18 protein-coding genes and 1 tRNA gene are annotated in these 16,337 nt (G+C 44.4%); 14 read left to right on the top strand and 5 right to left on the bottom strand.

The window, feature by feature from the left end:
• Positions 1–41: 41 nt before the first annotated feature.
• The 4 genes from JKY90_06990 (at position 42) to galU (ending at position 5,408) form a co-directional block, all read left to right on the top strand.
• Positions 42–1,178, top strand: coding sequence for a glycosyltransferase family 4 protein (locus JKY90_06990; GenBank protein MBL4852009.1), 1,137 nt, complete (start codon positions 42–44; stop codon positions 1,176–1,178).
• A complete protein-coding gene (locus JKY90_06985) occupies positions 1,175–2,155 on the top strand; it encodes an SDR family oxidoreductase (protein ID MBL4852008.1) in 981 nt (326 codons plus the stop codon). Before JKY90_06990 ends, JKY90_06985 begins: the two co-directional genes overlap by 4 nt.
• A 488-nt stretch (positions 2,156–2,643) precedes the next feature.
• On the top strand, positions 2,644–4,527 hold the full coding sequence (locus tag JKY90_06980) for a polysaccharide biosynthesis protein (protein ID MBL4852007.1): 1,884 nt from the start codon (positions 2,644–2,646) through the stop codon (positions 4,525–4,527).
• A complete protein-coding gene (gene galU, locus JKY90_06975; protein ID MBL4852006.1) occupies positions 4,524–5,408 on the top strand; it encodes a UTP--glucose-1-phosphate uridylyltransferase GalU in 885 nt (294 codons plus the stop codon). The genes JKY90_06980 and galU overlap by 4 nt, the downstream gene beginning before the upstream one ends.
• A 110-nt stretch (positions 5,409–5,518) precedes the next feature.
• Here the strand turns inward: galU and JKY90_06970 are convergent.
• From JKY90_06970 to flgA, 5 genes are all read right to left on the bottom strand, one after another.
• Positions 5,519–5,595 (bottom strand) — tRNA-Arg (locus JKY90_06970).
• 57 nt (positions 5,596–5,652) lie between these two features.
• Entirely contained in the window at positions 5,653–6,399 is a 747-nt protein-coding gene (locus JKY90_06965) for a flagellar brake protein (GenBank protein MBL4852005.1), read from the bottom strand.
• Between the two features lie 48 nt (positions 6,400–6,447).
• Positions 6,448–6,918 (bottom strand): flagellar protein FlgN, encoded by a 471-nt coding sequence (locus JKY90_06960; protein ID MBL4852004.1) that lies wholly within the window; start codon positions 6,916–6,918, stop codon positions 6,448–6,450.
• A gap of 33 nt (positions 6,919–6,951) precedes the next feature.
• Positions 6,952–7,245: a flagellar biosynthesis anti-sigma factor FlgM gene (gene flgM, locus JKY90_06955; protein ID MBL4852003.1), complete on the bottom strand. Its 294-nt coding sequence runs from the start codon at positions 7,243–7,245 to the stop codon at positions 6,952–6,954.
• An 82-nt stretch (positions 7,246–7,327) separates the two neighbouring features.
• On the bottom strand, positions 7,328–8,065 hold the full coding sequence (flgA, locus tag JKY90_06950) for a flagellar basal body P-ring formation protein FlgA (GenBank protein ID MBL4852002.1): 738 nt from the start codon (positions 8,063–8,065) through the stop codon (positions 7,328–7,330).
• A 580-nt stretch (positions 8,066–8,645) separates the two neighbouring features.
• On the opposite strand from flgA, the gene flgB reads away from it, so the two are divergent.
• Genes flgB through JKY90_06900 form a run of 10 tightly spaced genes read left to right on the top strand, consistent with a single transcriptional unit; the run spans position 8,646 to position 16,284 of the window.
• Entirely contained in the window at positions 8,646–9,044 is a 399-nt protein-coding gene (flgB, locus tag JKY90_06945; protein ID MBL4852001.1) for a flagellar basal body rod protein FlgB, read from the top strand.
• Positions 9,045–9,046: 2 nt separating this feature from the next.
• The gene (gene flgC / locus JKY90_06940) at positions 9,047–9,457 is read left to right on the top strand and encodes a flagellar basal body rod protein FlgC (protein ID MBL4852000.1); all 411 of its coding nucleotides are present in this window, start codon (positions 9,047–9,049) and stop codon (positions 9,455–9,457) included.
• A gap of 46 nt (positions 9,458–9,503) precedes the next feature.
• On the top strand, positions 9,504–10,172 hold the full coding sequence (locus JKY90_06935) for a flagellar hook assembly protein FlgD (GenBank protein ID MBL4851999.1): 669 nt from the start codon (positions 9,504–9,506) through the stop codon (positions 10,170–10,172).
• 25 nt (positions 10,173–10,197) lie between these two features.
• Positions 10,198–11,433: a flagellar hook protein FlgE gene (gene flgE, locus JKY90_06930; GenBank protein MBL4851998.1), complete on the top strand. Its 1,236-nt coding sequence runs from the start codon at positions 10,198–10,200 to the stop codon at positions 11,431–11,433.
• 30 nt (positions 11,434–11,463) lie between these two features.
• Complete coding sequence (locus JKY90_06925) at positions 11,464–12,204, top strand: flagellar basal body rod protein FlgF (GenBank protein ID MBL4851997.1); 741 nt, start codon at positions 11,464–11,466, stop codon at positions 12,202–12,204.
• A 34-nt stretch (positions 12,205–12,238) separates the two neighbouring features.
• Positions 12,239–13,024, top strand: coding sequence for a flagellar basal-body rod protein FlgG (gene flgG / locus JKY90_06920; protein ID MBL4851996.1), 786 nt, complete (start codon positions 12,239–12,241; stop codon positions 13,022–13,024).
• A gap of 29 nt (positions 13,025–13,053) precedes the next feature.
• Positions 13,054–13,743 carry a flagellar basal body L-ring protein FlgH gene (gene flgH, locus JKY90_06915; GenBank protein MBL4851995.1) on the top strand — a complete coding sequence of 230 codons (690 nt, stop codon included), beginning with the start codon at positions 13,054–13,056 and terminating at the stop codon, positions 13,741–13,743.
• Positions 13,744–13,760: 17 nt separating this feature from the next.
• The gene (locus JKY90_06910) at positions 13,761–14,921 is read left to right on the top strand and encodes a flagellar basal body P-ring protein FlgI (protein ID MBL4851994.1); all 1,161 of its coding nucleotides are present in this window, start codon (positions 13,761–13,763) and stop codon (positions 14,919–14,921) included.
• A 2-nt stretch (positions 14,922–14,923) separates the two neighbouring features.
• On the top strand, positions 14,924–15,859 hold the full coding sequence (gene flgJ / locus JKY90_06905) for a flagellar assembly peptidoglycan hydrolase FlgJ (protein ID MBL4851993.1): 936 nt from the start codon (positions 14,924–14,926) through the stop codon (positions 15,857–15,859).
• The gene (locus JKY90_06900; protein MBL4851992.1) at positions 15,859–16,284 is read left to right on the top strand and encodes a hypothetical protein; all 426 of its coding nucleotides are present in this window, start codon (positions 15,859–15,861) and stop codon (positions 16,282–16,284) included. The genes flgJ and JKY90_06900 overlap by 1 nt, the downstream gene beginning before the upstream one ends.
• The last annotated feature ends 53 nt before the right edge of the window (positions 16,285–16,337 follow it).

Here is a 16,337-nt window from a genome sequence, read left to right as displayed (position 1 = left end):
CTATTTTTTTCGTTACGCTTTGTCCTTTGCAAGGATTATTGTTGAATAATAAATTATTATTTATTGTCAATGTCGACTGGTTTTTTGTCTCTCACAGGTTGCCTATTGCCTTGCAAGCAATGAATGAGGGTTATGAGGTTCATTTGCTCTGCACGGTGACCAATAAAACTGAATATCTTGAAGGTATTGGTTTGACAGTACATCCATTTTCATTTTCCAGAAGTGGTAAAAATACGGTTAAAGAATTTTTCTCTGTTTTTAAACTTTATAAGCAGATTAAAAGGATAAAACCTGATTTGATTCATTTAGTAACGATAAAACCCGTGCTCTATGGAGGGATTGTTGCCCGTCTTCTTAAGGTGCCGGCAGTGGTATCAGCCATTTCAGGCCTGGGTTTTTTGTTTGTGGAAAGAGCAGGCTTGCGTGTAAATTTCCTTCGATATGCGGTGTTGTTTTTGTATCGTTTGGCGATGAACCATCCTAATCAGCGAGTGATTTTTCAGAACCCGACTGATAGGAATATCCTTGTCAAAGCGGGTGGAGTAGAGAAAAATAAAACCAGCCTGATTCGTGGTTCTGGTGTGAATCTTCGGGATTATTTGGCAACACCTGAGCCTGACGGAGTTCCCATTATTGTAATGGCGTCCAGACTGCTAAAGGATAAGGGGGTGTATGAGTTTGTTGCAGCGGCCAGAATAATTCACTCAAAAGGTGTTAAGGGGCGCTTTCAATTAATTGGTGAACCTGATACAGGCAATCTCGAAAGTGTTTCTGTTGAGTCAGTCCTGGCTTGGCAAGAAGAGGGGATCGTCGAATGTTTGGGGCTTCGCTCAGATATTGCTGAGCTGTTTTCAAAGGCTCATATTATTGTTCTGCCATCATATTATGCTGAGGGTTTGCCCAAAGTGCTTATTGAGGCGGCTGCGAGTGGTAGAGCTATTATAACAACGGATATGCCTGGATGTCGTGATGCGATTGAGCCAGGTAAGACTGGGTTATTGATTCCGGCACGCGATGAACAGGCGTTGGTTTCAGTAATTGAGCAGCTAATAGAGGATGTTAGTTTACGTCAACGTATGGGGCGGGAGGGAAGACGATTGGCTGAAAAAGAGTTTTCCATAGAAAAAATCGTGCAAGCTCACCTGGATATTTATAAAACGTTGGAAGCGAGAGTTTGAGCGAAGACAATCGTGCGAGATTACTACTAACGGGTTCGACTGGTTTTTTGGGTACGGCACTGGTTGATTGCTTGGTTGATGATACTCGCTACCAGCTTGTGGCGGCTATGCGTCGCGAAAGAGGGAACCTGGCTTCAGGTTTGCAATCGATATTAGTGGGAGACCTTGAAGCGAGCACAGATTGGACCTTAGCTTTGTCAGGTGTTGAAGTGATCATTCACACTGCGGCCTGTGTCCATGTAATGAATGACTCCGATAATGATTCATTCATTGAATTTCGCAGAGTGAATGTTGAAGGTACGCTCAATCTTGCCCGACAAGCTGCCGCAGCGGGTGTAAAACGATTTATTTTTATTAGCTCGATCAAAGTAAATGGTGAGAGTACGCCTTTGAATCAGCCTTATACATCGGAAGATGATCCTGCGCCGCTTGATGCTTATGGTATTTCTAAACGTGAAGCAGAAGATGGGCTGTATAAACTGGCAGAAAAGACCGGGATGGAGGTCGTGATTATTCGTCCGCCCTTAGTTTATGGTGTAGGGGTCAAGGCTAATTTCCTAACTATGATGCGTTGGCTGAATAAAGGTATCCCCTTACCGTTAGGTGTCATTCATAATAAACGCAGCCTTGTGGCACTGGATAACCTGGTTGACTTAATTGTGACATGCATTGATCATTTTGCTGCAGCCAATCAGACTTTTTTGGTGAGTGACGACGAAGACCTGTCAACAACGGAGTTATTACAACATATGGCTATAGCACTGGGTAGGCCAGTGCGCTTATTGCCTGTGCATGCAGGATTATTGAAAGCAGGGGCAATGATTTTAGGTAGGCGTGAGGCTGCACAACGTCTGCTGGGTTCGCTACAGGTAGATATCAGTAAAACAAAGAAAATATTAAGCTGGACACCGCCTCTTGGTGTTAATGAGGCGTTCAAAAAAACTGCTGAGGATTTTCTTGTGCGATATAAACATTAAAAAATACCTTGGATGTATCTGGGATGCATCTGGGCTGACTGGATTGCAGCTCAAACTACTCAGGCTTTCATCCCAAGGGCGCGTTGACATGCGTCTAATCTTCTGCGTGCCGCGGGGGCAGGCTCTTGGGGTATTTTGCTCAGATTTGATCAGAGACCCCTTAGGCATGAAATTTTAATTCATGGCTGAAGTTGTTTGCTCGTCTGTTTCAGTGGTCTCGAATAAAACGGATTATGCTTATTCGTTATTGGAAGAATATTTTGAACTGATGTGCCCCTCGTAAGAGGTATACTGAGGCGATTGAGTTGGTAGGTAGAATATAAAAATAATTATAAACTGAGAGAGAGCGTAAAATTTTTACAGATACTAGAATTCAAGCATATTAATTAAGCAGGGTGCTTGCTTGGGGCTGATGAAATTCAGCTTGCATATAGTATGAATATGATATTTTCGTTAGGATGGTTGCCACGAACACATGAATGATAAAAATGCCTAGGTTTTTTCGAACACAGCTTCGTTATTTTGCCTTTAGCCATGATGCTCTTATGATCCCGTTAGCATGGGCTACTGCATATTGGTTTCGTTTTAATTTGTCAGTTATACCGGATAGTTATATGGCAGGTATGTTCACATACCTACCTATTGTTATTGCGATTCAAGTGACTATGTTTTGGTATTTCGGTTTATATCGAGGAGTTTGGCGGTTTGCTTCAATTCCTGATTTGATCAGGATCGCTAAGGCAGTAGCGCTTGGGGCAGGGTTCATTGCAATTTCACTATTTTTATGGACGCGAATGGAAGGATTACCGCGCAGCGTTTTACCGCTTTACGCAATCTTTTTGGTGATTCTTGTTGGTGGCCCACGGTTTATTTATCGTTGGTTTAAAGACCATAAGTTGAAAATAGTACAGGGTAAGCCAGCCTTAATTATTGGTGCTGGGCGAGCAGGCGAAATATTGGCACGCGATCTTATGTTGGATCCGGCCAAGGAATATTCCCCTGTTGCATTTGTTGATGATTCGTTAAGTAAGCAAGGAAAAGAGATACACGGTATTCGCGTGGTGGGCAATGTGGATAATTTACCTAACGCGATTAAAGATACTGCAGCGGAGGTCGTGTTATTAGCGATACCTTCGGCTAATTCTGCGCAGATGCGGCGCATTGTCGATCATTGTGAAGAAGCAGGCGTTCCATTTCGGACGCTACCAAAGTACACGGACTTGGTTTCAGGGCGAGTATCTGTGCAGTCACTGCGGGAAGTGTCGATTGATGATCTATTAGGTAGAGAACAAGTCAAGCTTGATTGGTCCAGGATAAATCAAGAAATCTCTGGGTCTATCGTGATGGTAAGTGGCGCGGGCGGATCGATCGGTTCTGAGTTATGTCGACAGATAGCACGTCTCTCACCAGAAAAATTATTGCTGGTTGACCATTCTGAATATGCTTTATATTCCATTGAAAAAGAGCTTAGGGAGGCTTTCCCTAACGTCAATCTTGGTTTTTATCTCACCAGTGTCACAGATGAAGTGGCTATTGATCATATTTTTTCTATTGAGTTGCCTGAGATTGTATTTCACGCGGCAGCCTATAAACATGTGCCGATGTTGCAAGATCAATCACGTGAAGCAGTTAAGAATAACGTCTTAGGGACGTATACCTTAGCTAAAAGTGCTGTTAGGCATGGCTGTCATAAATTTGTCATGGTTTCTACGGATAAAGCAGTGAACCCCTCTAATATTATGGGTGCCACTAAACGTATGGCAGAAATGGCTTGCCAAACGCTGAATGCAAAATCGAAGACACGGTTTATCACAGTCAGATTTGGCAATGTTCTGGATTCGGCTGGCAGTGTGGTGCCACTGTTTCGTCAACAAATTATTAAGGGTGGGCCGCTTACGGTGACGCATCCAGATATTACGCGATTCTTTATGACAATCCCTGAGGCTTGTCAGTTGGTAATGGAGGCAGGCGCGGTAGGCAAAGGTGGCGAGATATTTGTGCTTGATATGGGTGAGCCAGTGAAAATTTCTTATCTTGCTGAGCAAATGATTCGATTAGCGGGTAAGGTTCCGGGTGAGGATGTCGATATAGTCTTTACTGGTTTGCGCCCTGGTGAAAAGTTGTATGAAGAGTTGTTTTACGATGATGAGCCATTAGTCGCAACTAGCTATGACAAAATAAAATTAGTACAGGCTCCTACTAAGGGGCTTGATAATATCGATAACCTAATCAGAGAATTTCAGAATGCATGTGATGCCTATGATAATGCACGCGTCAGTGAGCTGCTATGGAGTTTGATTCCGCAACACAAGGTGCAGCTCGACAGGAGTTCGGAATCGAATGTGATACCGTTACCAGTGGTGGCGAAATGAAGCAATTATTAACCAAGGCAGTATTTCCTGTCGCTGGTATGGGCACACGCTTTTTGCCTGTGACGAAAGCAACCCCAAAAGAAATGCTACCAATTGTAGATAAACCCTTGATTCAGTATGCAGTCGAAGAAGCGGTTGAAGCAGGCATCACTGAATTAATTTTTGTTACCAGTAGCAGTAAGCGTGCGATCGAAGATCATTTCGATAAAAACTATGAGCTTGAGTCAGAGCTTGAAAAAAAAGGCAAGCATGAACTACTTAAGGTGGTACGTAGCATTGTGCCCGATGGCGTGTCATGTATCTATGTGCGCCAACCTGAGGCACTAGGCTTGGGGCATGCGGTACTCTGTGCTAAGAGAGTGGTAGGTAATGCGCCATTTGCTGTTATTTTAGCTGATGACTTGATTGATGGCGGTAATGTGAGTTGTCTTAAACAGATGGCGGAGCTTTATGAGACTAAGCGTTCGAGCATTTTAGGTGTTGAGAAAGTTGCTCATAGTGATACGGATAAATATGGGATTGTGGCAGTTGAAGATGAAGTGTCCGTGGTGAGCTCGGTACAGGAGATTGTTGAGAAACCGAATCCGAATGATGCGCCTTCAAATTTGGCGGTAGTAGGCAGATATATCCTTAGCCCGCAAATTTTTCATATCCTTGAAACGACAGGTCGTGGCGCGGGTGGTGAATATCAATTAACTGATGCCATAGCTAGATTGTTATTAGAGGAGCCTGTGTTAGCTTACCAGTTTGATGGCAAACGTTTTGATTGTGGTAGTAAGCAGGGTTATCTGGAAGCAACGGTAGAGTATGCGTTGAAGCATCCTGAGCTGGGCATAAATTTTCGCCGTTATTTGGCGGCATTATCTTGTTCTGGTACATAAGTTGCGCGATCACCTAATCTTAATAAGTGCGAAACATCACCAATCGGTGGCTGGCAACTAAAAGCTCTCATGATATGTAAGGGAAGTATAAGAAGTTGAAAGTTTTAAAATGGTGTCCCGGAGAGGATTTGAACCTCCGACCCTTCGCTTAGGAGGCGAATGCTCTATCCAGCTGAGCTACCGAGACACTAGATTCTGCTCGGGTATTGTAACGTTTCACGCTAAGCTCCGATAGAATATTTATCTACGACGGATGCCCTAAGCGACTTTTCTTTGATGATTTACGCTGAGATACGCGATCTGTTTCGATAATAAACTGCGTGATAGTATGTTGCTGTAACCTTGAAAGGCCGCAAAAACTTGCGCCAAAAATTCCTGTTTTGTTATCTCGATGTTTCGCCTCAATTGCGCACAATACATCATGTTTTGGTAAATGCATAAGACAATCTTGATAAAATGTTCCGGGATTAATGTTTTCTATATGGTTCCCGGGAATCTTTACAGCAATCCCATCTACTGAAATATTTACTATTTCACCATGAATGGATTTCATCTCTGGATGCGATAAGACAACTTCAATATTGTCCTGAGGTATTATTCTGTGAGCTAGTCGTTGTTGCGTGTAGAGGATATGAGTCGGCATACTAACCTGAAAGGAATCAGGGATACAGGTGTAGTCATCTTTAAAAACTCGTGAATGCCAATTTAGCTTTGAGGTTTTTAAAAATGCTTCGATATTTACTTGTTCTGAATTATTAAGTAATGCGTTGCCACTACCCGGGCGTAGTAATTCGAGTAACATTATTTTTTCTTTTAGGTCGATATCAATGATGGAACTAAAATAGGTGGTTGTAGAGTCATCTATATGTAGACGTAGATTGGCGACACATTGATGGGCAGTTTCAAGTAATTGTATGATCCGTTCCTGCTCAACAATGTCCTTTGTGTGACCCGGTGTGTTGTTATCTATACCCGATGAGTTGTTATCCATGTCGATCCCCCTTATTGAGGATTACTCGTTAAAAATCCCTCGTTTGTTCTAGGCACTACTAAGACAAACACCATGTGAATGATGTGTCATTTTACCGAAATGATTGTAAGCACTATTACTTTGTGGTAATTGGCCACGCAATACGTTTAATGTCATTTCAGTTTTTCTTTGGCTTAGACTTATGATACGGCCGTTAATTTGGTTTTGATCACTGCATAATTGTAATTGTCGATTAAGGCTATCCCAGCTTTGTAATAAAGCTTGGGATGGGTCTTTTTGAGACAAAAAATGGCGTACCGTCCCCAGTTTTTTTTGATAACCCATGTTGGTAACGAGTTGTAGTCGCTTGCGAGCATGTGCTTCTAGATCGGCAAGTAAAGAGCGTTTTTCTTGGCTAGTTTTATCCATCTGTGCTGCGTCAGAATTAGCCAACGCATTGCGTTCATCACTAAGAATTTTAGCCATAGTTTTGGCTAACGTTATCTCTGCGCTGAGTTGATTAAGAAATTCTATTTGCATGGCTTTATATGTAGCTTAATATGTGTTGGGAGACTATTCTGTGTCCAGTTCAAAGCCAATGATTTTATCGGCAACACGTTCTGCGTTGATCTCAAAATTGCCGCTGTTTAATGCACTACGCAACTCAGAAACTTTTTGGTTATCAACGACGGGTACTGTTCTTAGCTGCTCTTCAATTTGCCTGGGTTTAACAGCGGTATCAGTAATGCTAACAACGTCTTGAGGTGATGATTGAACCACGCTTGAGCCAAGCCTTGCTGTACCGGCAACGGTACTTCTTGCGTCACTGAGTACACTCGCGCTGTTCCTGGTAATTTCAATTGTCACATTTAGCTCCTGCTATAGCCCCGTATAGTTTCGCGAGGTTTTCAGCCATTTTAACGGCTGCATTCATCTAAGCTTTAATTCATTACAGCCTCACGCTAACAACCCCCTGCGACGTGACGACTGCTTTGATTATACGGTCTGAACTTAAATTTTTCACGGATATGCGCTCTCCGTTTGCACCATTGGCTAGCGCTTCACCAACCATTCGTACTTCAATCCCTGCAAGTACCGCGCGTATGGTGACCTTATCACCACGATTGACCAGTTGTCTACGATTGACAGTATGTGGGCCTATCGGTTTTCCGCCGCTGAGAGTCCGTTTAGTAACCATACCGACGATATCATCAATATGCTGATAATACCCTTGCCGTAGTTGTGTTAATTCTGTGTATTTTAAGTGGATATCGCTATGTGATAGTACGGTACCACGTGGTATACCCTGTTTAGCGACGACAATTTTGCCAAATTGACGCACCGTTGCACCGAGATAGAACTTCCATGGTTTTGGGCTACTACATTTAACTGCGATAGCAATGCGGCCGCGTAATTCACCTATGCCGCGTACCGTTGTTGCTAAGGGTTGGTCGCATTGCTGAAGCCGTAGGCGTTTATCAACTCGATTGAGTTCAATTTCAATATCCAAGCCATCGCTACTAAGCTGTTCATTGATATGCTGAAACACAGCTTTTTCAATTGACGCATGGCTTTGTACTCCTTGTGCCTCTTGTAATTGTTCAGATGAGTGAGCGAGATAGGGCATGCTCAGCATGATGAGTAATGCTGATACTTGGGTATAAAGACTGTTAGTTGTTTGTTTCATCGTGTGTTGACTGATTTAAATGTAAAAGATAAAGCAATAAATATGCCGAATAGTGAATATCAAGCTTAAAACCTGAAGAGATATATTTATTGTAGCTATGTCTAAGTTGCTAGGTAATTTTCCTTAGGGGCGCTCTCAATTACCTGAGTGAGCGTGATTCTGAGGCATTTTTTATGCTGGCACCAATAGTCCCCAGGAAGTGTACCCCTAAAGGGGATATTGAGCAGAATCCTTGGGGTATAACATCGCCAGTGCGAAAAAGGACCAGAATCTCGCCACGAATGGTAATTGAGAACGCCTCCTGCACCTCAAGACCGTTCGCGGGAACATGGTAGCGTGGTTGTCAGCTTAAATACGTTTCACTTGCCGCTTTAACGGCATTGCATTGCCTCATCGTCAGGCTGTTTCGTTGCAATTCCATGAGAAATTACGCTGTAATGCAGACTCCCACTGACAAAACCATACTTGGCACAGAGGCTGCATTAAGCTCATCAAACGAATCACTACGTGCTCCCACGCTTTCGCGGGGGCAGAGTCTCGGGGTACTACGTGCCCTCGGGGTACAAAGAGTTTAATTAAGATGAAAATCAGTTTCGAAAATGCCTTAGGAATCCATGCTGATGCGCTATCACTGCGTAGCAAGCGTTTAGAGATTCTGGCTGCTAACTTAGTTAATGCGGACACTCCTGGTTATAAAGCCAAGGATATCGATTTTCGTAGCGTCCTTAATAATGTCTCAGCCGAAGGCACTGCAAAGACTTTAAAGACTACACATGCTGGCCATATCAGTGCAGGCACTTCAGGTGCTGATTTTGAAATTAAATACCGCATTCCAACTCAGCCAACGGTAGATGGTAATACCGTCGAAGCTGAGGTTGAGCAAGCTGAGTTTGCGCGTAATGCCACGCAATATCAGGCTAGTCTACAATTCCTGAGTGGACGTTTCTCAGGCCTGCGCAAAGCGCTTACAGGAGAATAACCATGGCACTATTCGGAGTTTTTGATGTTGTTGGTTCTGCCATGAATGCGCAGACAGTACGGCTGAATACCATAGCCAGCAACCTTGCTAACAGCAATACCGTAGCTGAATATCCAGAGGACACCCACCGTGCGCGTCATCCTGTCTTTGCCACCATGATTAAAGAATTTGGTAATGAGGCAACAGCAGGTGTACGCGTCACGGGTATTGTCGAAAGCCAGGCGCCACTTAGGACACAGTTTGCTCCGGATCATCCATTAGCGAATGAAGAGGGCTATATCACCTTACCCAATGTTAATGCGATTGAAGAAATGACCAATATGATTTCTGCATCACGTTCTTACCAGCAGAATGTAGAAATATTAAATACCACTAAGCAGTTACTGGAACGCACCCTGACCATAGGGCAATGACACCCCAAGGGCACGTAGTACCGTACGTAGTAGCAGGAGTTAGAAAATGAACGACTTAGATATTAGTAGACTGCAAAGTCTTGGCATTGCGACTCAGCCAAGAACACAAGAAACCTCAGAACTGGGCCAGAATGATTTTTTACGAATAATGTTGGCGCAACTGGAAAACCAGGATCCAACCTCGCCACTGGAAGGTAATGAATTCTTAAGCCAAATTACGCAGTTCAGTATTGCTGATGGAATTTCTGGTCTCAATGATTCATTTAGTGGCCTAGCTAATTCACTAACTTCAAACCAAGCTTTGCAGGCATCGGCATTAGTCGGTCGCTCGGTCTTGGTGCCAGGTGATACAGCTGAGTTATCAGAGAATGGAACCCTGCAAGGGCGAGCAACACTAGCTGAAGGTGCGAATTCAGTGACCGTCGATATCTTTAACCAAGGCGGTGAGTTGGTCAATACCCTTCAGCTTGGCCCTCAAAGTGCAGGCAATGTTAATTTTGCCTGGGATGGGTTGACCAATGGAGGCACACCAGCAGAGCAGGGTGCTTACCGAGTCGTTGCTAGAGCCAATGTAGGGGGAACAGAACAAGCGCTGAGCACCTTGATTTCAGCACGAGTAGACAGCGTCACACTACAGAATGGAGGCGGCAGTTTAGAGGTTAATCTCGCAGGGATTGGCCCAGTCAGTTTTTCTTCCGTTGCGGAAATTCGTTAATAATATTTAGTTAGGAGAATATACTATGCCATTTAGAACAGCCCTTAGCGGTATTAATGCCGCTTCATCACAGCTCCAGGTTATTGGTAATAACATTGCTAATGCCAATACCACGGGTTTTAAATTATCACGTACCGAATTTGCTGATATCTTTGCAGCATCCAATATTGGTTCACCATCGGATGCAATTGGTGCCGGTGTGCGTGTTTCAAATGTTAGTCAGCAGTTCACCCAAGGTAATATTGATTTTACTGATAATGGCCTGGATGTTGCCATTAACGGTGGTGGATTTTTTCAGCTAAGTGACAATGGCGCAAATGTCTATTCGCGTGATGGTGCTTTTAGTGTCGATTCGCAGGGTTTTATTGTTAATAGTAGTGGCCAGCGTTTGCAAGGTAATTTAGGCGACGCAGCTGGTAATATTACGCCGACAGTGGGCGACCTTCAAGTCAATAGTACAGGTAATCTATCGCCTGCCGCATCTAGTCGTGTTGAACTTGGACTGAATCTTGATGCCTCTGCGATAGCGCCTACTGCCGCCTTTGATGAAACGAACCCTGCTAGCTTTAATTCAACCACATCGTTAACGGTGTTTGACAGTTTAGGTGGAGCACATCTAGCGACAACCTATTATCGTAAAACTGGCGACAATGCTTGGGAAACCCATCTCTTTATCGATGGTGCTAGAGTGGATGAAGCTACGGTGGGAGCTGGAGCATTGACCTTTAATAATAACGGTACGATCTTAACACCTGCTAACGGCGAGGTCGCCTATAACGCTTTTGCAGTGAACGGTGGTGCAGCCACATTAAATTTAACTCTAGATTATACCGGCTTAGGCTCACCAACAACACAGTTTGGTGCTAACTTTGCGGTTAACTCTCTTGATCAAAATGGTTTTCCTCCGGGTTCGCTAAGTGGTATTGATATTGGTGATGATGGGGTTATTTTGGCGCGTTTCTCTAATGGTCAGTCTAACCCACTAGGACAAATCTTTTTGACAGACTTTGAAAACCCACAAGGTCTACGCCAACTGGGTGGCAACACTTGGGTGCAAAGCGCTGATTCAGGTGATGCTCGGCGTAATTCACCGGGTGTTGGTGGCGTTGGTCTTTTGCAATCTGGTGCTTTAGAGGGATCTAATGTTGATATCACCGAAGAGCTAATTAGTATTATCTCTGCGCAGCGTAGTTTCCAGGCTAATGCCGAAGTTATTACGACCGCAGATACCTTGGTACAAACCATTATTAACATTCGCTAAACCTAAATGATTAATAAAGAGTAGTGAGTTATGGATCATAGTCTCTATGTTGCGATGAGCGGTGCCAAGCAAACCATGTTGGCGCAGGCGATCAATGCCAATAACCTGGCGAACTTAAGCACGGTTGGCTTTCGTGCCGATCTCGCATCCATGCAGAGTTCGAGCGTCGAGGGTGTTGGTTTGCCGACACGTGTTAACTCTGTGGTGGGCTCTGATGGCTCGGATTTTTCAGAAGGTCATCTTAACTATACCGAACGTGAGCTTGATTTTGCGATTAATGGTGATGGTTGGATTGCTGTTGAAGGTGCTAACGGTGAAGAGGCCTATACTCGCGCTGGCGATATGCGTGTTAACAGCTTAGGCCAATTGACCACGGGCGGCGGTTTGCTCGTGCTTGGCGATGGTGGACCTATTGCGCTGCCACCTTTTGAGAAGCTAGAGATTGGTAAAGATGGCACTATTTCAATTAGAGCTACCGGGCAGGCTGCCAACACCTTGCAGTTAGTCGATCGTGTCAAATTAGTTAACCCACCAGTTGCAGATTTATTGAAAGGTAAAGATGGTTTATTCCGTCTTGCCGATGGCGATACTGCAGTACCTGATGGTAGCGTGGCTTTAATTTCTGGTGTATTGGAATCAAGCAATGTTAATGCAGTTGATACGCTATTAAATACAATCACCTTAGCAAGAGAATTCGAATTTCATATTAAAGTAATGGAAACCGCTCAACAAAATGATGAAGTGACAACACAGTTGCTGCGCATTAGCTAATCTATAAACGGACAGAAGAAATAGAGGTAAACCCATGAATTCTGCATTATTTGCCGCAAAAACAGGTTTGGATGCACAGCAAACTCGTGTTGCTGTTATCTCTAATAACCTGGCCAACGTTAGTACCACGGGTTTTAAACGTGACCGTGCTGTATTCGAAGACTTGCTTTACCAAACTGTTCGTCAAGTAGGTGCGGCATCGTCACAGGATACGTTGCTGCCATCAGGTTTGAATATTGGTACCGGTGTACGTGTTGTCGCAACAGAAAAATTACATACGCAAGGTAATATCACGATTACGGATAACCCATTAAACGTAGCGATACAAGGGCGAGGGTTTTTACAGGCCTTGCTGCCTGATGGCACGCTGGGGTATACCCGTGATGGTTCTTTGCAAATCGATGCACAGGGACAGTTGGTTAATTCCTCGGGTTTTGCCATTCAACCGGCAATCACCATTCCACAAGCATCGTTGAGTATTACAATTGGTACCGATGGTACTGTGTCAGCACAGCTTGCTGGGCAGTCAGCGCCAACACAGGTGGGCACTATTCAACTGGTTGATTTTGTTAACCCAGTGGGCTTGCAGCCTAATGGCGACAATCTATTCCTTGAGTCGGCTTCCAGTGGTGCGCCTCAGGCAGGCACACCCGGCTTGAATGGTTTAGGTACCCTGATTCAAGGTGCTGTTGAAAGCTCTAACGTTAACGTGGTTGAAGAGCTGGTGAGTATGATTGAAGCGCAACGTGCTTATGAGTTGAACTCTAAAACAATCGAAACGGTTGACCAGATGTTGCAATTTGCCAGCAATAATCTTTAGTCACTAGCCCGGAAGTTATGGGAGCAGGTATGAGTAAATATCGCATCATAAAAATAGCGCGAACAACATTCATTTTAGTGATGATGATGGGTTTGGGCGCTTGTGCGAATAATAATTTGCGTAAAAACGAGTTTGAACCGCCGGTATATGACGTATCGCCACCGCCAGCGCCAACCAATGGTTCTATCTTTAGCTCACAGTATAAAATCACACTGTTTAAAGATAAAAAAGCCAATCAGGTGGGTGACCTTTTAACGGTTGTTTTGGTGGAACAGACAACAGCCAGCAAATCGGCTGATATTGTTACTGATAAAGAGACGACTATTAACATAGCCAACCCAACGGTACTCGGTCGGGCAGTTACATTTGGTAGCCGATCATTAGCAACCAATATTGCCACCGAGAATGAGTTCGAAGGCTCTGGTAGCGCTAACCAAAGTAATCGTCTTGATGGCAGTGTTTCCGTAGTCGTTGAACAAGTGTTGCCCAACGGAAATTTACGCGTTCGTGGTCAAAAACTCATCACTATTAATCAGGGCGATGAATTTGTTCGCGTCACGGGACTGGTTCGGCCTGAAGATATTCGTGGTGATAATACTGTGCTATCAACGCAGATTGCTGATGCGCATTTTAGCTATGGCGGCCGTGGTGTGATTGCCGATTCAAATTCGATGGGGTGGTTGGCACGATTCTTCAATAGTCCTTACTGGCCACTTTAAAACGACGGATATTTGTCATGTACAACAGCTTGCATCAACGTTCCCTTAGGGGGAAAAAAGGTTTTCGATTTAGCAAAAGTATTTTTGCATTGGCTTTATCATTGCTATGCATAACGTTTGTACAAGTGGTAAGTGCTGAACGCATCAAGGATCTAGCAGCTATTGCCGGTGTTCGTAATAACCCATTAGTCGGCTATGGCCTGATTGTCGGGCTCGATGGAACGGGTGATCAAACCAGTCAAACGCCGTTTACGGTACAAAGTGTTCTGAGTATGTTGCGTCAATTTGGTGTCACTATTCCGCCAGGTGTCAATCCTCAGTTAAAAAATGTTGCCGCAGTTGCCTTGCATGCAGAATTACCTGCCTTTGCCAAACCGGGGCAAACGATTGATGTAACGGCATCCTCAATTGGTAATGCTAAAAGCTTGCGTGGTGGTAGCTTGTTGGTAGCGCCATTGCGTGGTGTTAATGGTGAGATTTATGCTTTGGCACAAGGCAATCTTGTTGTTGGTGGTTTGGGTGTTTCTGGTGCTGATGGTTCGAGCATCACTATTAATGTGCCGAGTGTTGGCAGAATACCCAACGGTGCAATTATTGAACGTGCAGCACCAACTCAGTTCGGTACTGAAGACGCCATCGTTCTTAATTTACATACACCTGATTTTACAACAGCGAAACGCTTGGCTGAAATTGTCAATGAATCATTAAATATCGTTGTGGCACAGCCAATTGATGCCACATCGGTATTTATTCGTGCACCGCAAGATGCTGGACAACGTGTTTCATTTGTTTCGTTGATAGAAAATCTAACCGTAGAACCAGGTGAGGCTGCAGCGAAAATTATTGTTAATTCACGCACCGGCACAATTGTTATTGGCAGTCATGTCAGAGTGGCGCCAGCAGCGATAACTCACGGCAGCCTCACTGTGACCATTACAGAAGATGCCTCAGTGAGTCAGCCTGGCCCGCTGTCGCAAGGTGAGACGCAGGTGATTGCCGATACCGGAATTACTGTTGACCAAGGTGATGGCCGGGCATTTTTATTTGAGCCAGGCACTTCACTTGAAGCTATCGTCCGTGCCATCAACGAGGTTGGCGCTGCGCCAGGTGATTTGGTGGCTATTTTAGAAGCACTTAAACAGGCCGGGGCGTTACGTGCTGAGCTAATCATTATCTAGCTATGACTACTATCAGCTCAAATAGTATTTATACCGATTTTAATAGTCTTTCTTTGCTGCGCAAGGATGCGCAGCTGAATCCTGAATCGGATGCGACGCTGCGCGAAGTAGCGCAACAATTTGAGGCATTGTTTTTGCACATGATGTTGAAATCAATGCGCTCAGCGGTGTCTGAAAGCGATTTGATGTCGAGTCAGCAAACCGGGTTTTATCAGGAAATGTTGGATCAGCAATTGTCAACCGAGTTACCAAAACAAGGTGGCATTGGCTTGGCGGAGATTATTGTTGAGCAACTGAGAGGGCAAGGCAACAGAGAATTTCTCGATCCTGATGGAGCATTGCATGCACCATTTAATATTTCAGGTATAGCACCTGCTTCTAGTTCGAAAGCGACCTCTGAGGCCGCCACTTTGGTTGGCGCAGAACATAGCAAGCAAGACCGCGCTCAATTTATTCAAGATTTGATTCCCTCTATTGATAGCGCAGCGGCACGTCTCGGTGTTAATCGCGATGCGATTCTTGCCCAGGCAATTTTAGAAACAGGCTGGGGACAATCGATTATTCATGATAGCGAAGGCCGCAGTAGTCATAATCTCTTTGGTATTAAAGCTGATGAGCAATGGTCTGGCGCGCGTGTTACCGCTAAGACGTATGAGTTTATTGACGGTAGCCTGCGGCCACGCTATGAAGACTTCCGTTCGTATGGCTCTTATGACGAATCGATCAATGATTATGTTAATTTTTTAAGCGCTAATCAGCGCTACGAAGATGCATTGAAGCATGGTGGTGATGCCGGTGTGTACGCTGAAAAAATTCAGCAAGCGGGCTATGCAACAGATCCAAATTATGCAGATAAAGTAAAGAATATTATTGCTGGCGATACTTATCAGTCATTGCTTGCCAATGCTGGTGCTAGCGCTGAGGCGAGACTTAGATAATGGCAGGTCTACTCGATATTGGTGCCAGTGCGCTGAATGCAAACAGGCAGGCACTTGCGACCACAAGTAATAATATTGCTAACGTTAATACAGAAGGCTTTAGCCGTCAGCGTGTTGGTTTTAGTGAACGCCCATCAGATGATACAGGCCTGATAAGGATTGGTAATGGTGTAACGGTTGACTCAGTTTCGCGGATTTATGATGCGTTTTCGGTCAACCAGGTGAGAATTAATAATGCATCATTTTCGAGTTTTGACACACTTAACAATTTTTCAGCCCAGTTAGATAACATCCTTGCTGATTCTAATGCTGGTTTATCACCGGCGATATCCGGTTTTTTTGATTCCTTGCAAGAGCTTGCTACTGACCCCGGCTCGACTGCAACACGCCAGGTATTATTGTCAGAGGCAGAGTCATTAGAGTGATGAATGATCAGCCCAAAATCTTGCAACAGCGGATTAAGGTCTCGTCCATCGAG

Source organism: Gammaproteobacteria bacterium, from assembly GCA_016765075.1.
Lineage (GTDB): Bacteria > Pseudomonadota > Gammaproteobacteria.
This window is presented reverse-complemented; position numbering and strand designations above follow the sequence as displayed.

Excerpts from the sequence above, each read along its gene's own strand:
- JKY90_06980 (MBL4852007.1), top strand. The coding sequence starts at position 2,644 with ATGCCTAGGTTTTTTCGAACACAGCTTCGTTATTTTGCCTTTAGCCAT.
- galU (MBL4852006.1), top strand. The coding sequence starts at position 4,524 with ATGAAGCAATTATTAACCAAGGCAGTATTTCCTGTCGCTGGTATGGGC.
- JKY90_06965 (MBL4852005.1), bottom strand. The coding sequence starts at position 6,399 with ATGGATAACAACTCATCGGGTATAGATAACAACACACCGGGTCACACA.
- JKY90_06960 (MBL4852004.1), bottom strand. The coding sequence starts at position 6,918 with ATGCAAATAGAATTTCTTAATCAACTCAGCGCAGAGATAACGTTAGCC.
- flgA (MBL4852002.1), bottom strand. The coding sequence starts at position 8,065 with ATGAAACAAACAACTAACAGTCTTTATACCCAAGTATCAGCATTACTC.
- flgB (MBL4852001.1), top strand. The coding sequence starts at position 8,646 with ATGAAAATCAGTTTCGAAAATGCCTTAGGAATCCATGCTGATGCGCTA.
- flgC (MBL4852000.1), top strand. The coding sequence starts at position 9,047 with ATGGCACTATTCGGAGTTTTTGATGTTGTTGGTTCTGCCATGAATGCG.
- JKY90_06935 (MBL4851999.1), top strand. The coding sequence starts at position 9,504 with ATGAACGACTTAGATATTAGTAGACTGCAAAGTCTTGGCATTGCGACT.
- flgE (MBL4851998.1), top strand. The coding sequence starts at position 10,198 with ATGCCATTTAGAACAGCCCTTAGCGGTATTAATGCCGCTTCATCACAG.
- JKY90_06925 (MBL4851997.1), top strand. The coding sequence starts at position 11,464 with ATGGATCATAGTCTCTATGTTGCGATGAGCGGTGCCAAGCAAACCATG.
- flgG (MBL4851996.1), top strand. The coding sequence starts at position 12,239 with ATGAATTCTGCATTATTTGCCGCAAAAACAGGTTTGGATGCACAGCAA.
- flgH (MBL4851995.1), top strand. The coding sequence starts at position 13,054 with ATGAGTAAATATCGCATCATAAAAATAGCGCGAACAACATTCATTTTA.
- JKY90_06910 (MBL4851994.1), top strand. The coding sequence starts at position 13,761 with ATGTACAACAGCTTGCATCAACGTTCCCTTAGGGGGAAAAAAGGTTTT.
- flgJ (MBL4851993.1), top strand. The coding sequence starts at position 14,924 with ATGACTACTATCAGCTCAAATAGTATTTATACCGATTTTAATAGTCTT.
- JKY90_06900 (MBL4851992.1), top strand. The coding sequence starts at position 15,859 with ATGGCAGGTCTACTCGATATTGGTGCCAGTGCGCTGAATGCAAACAGG.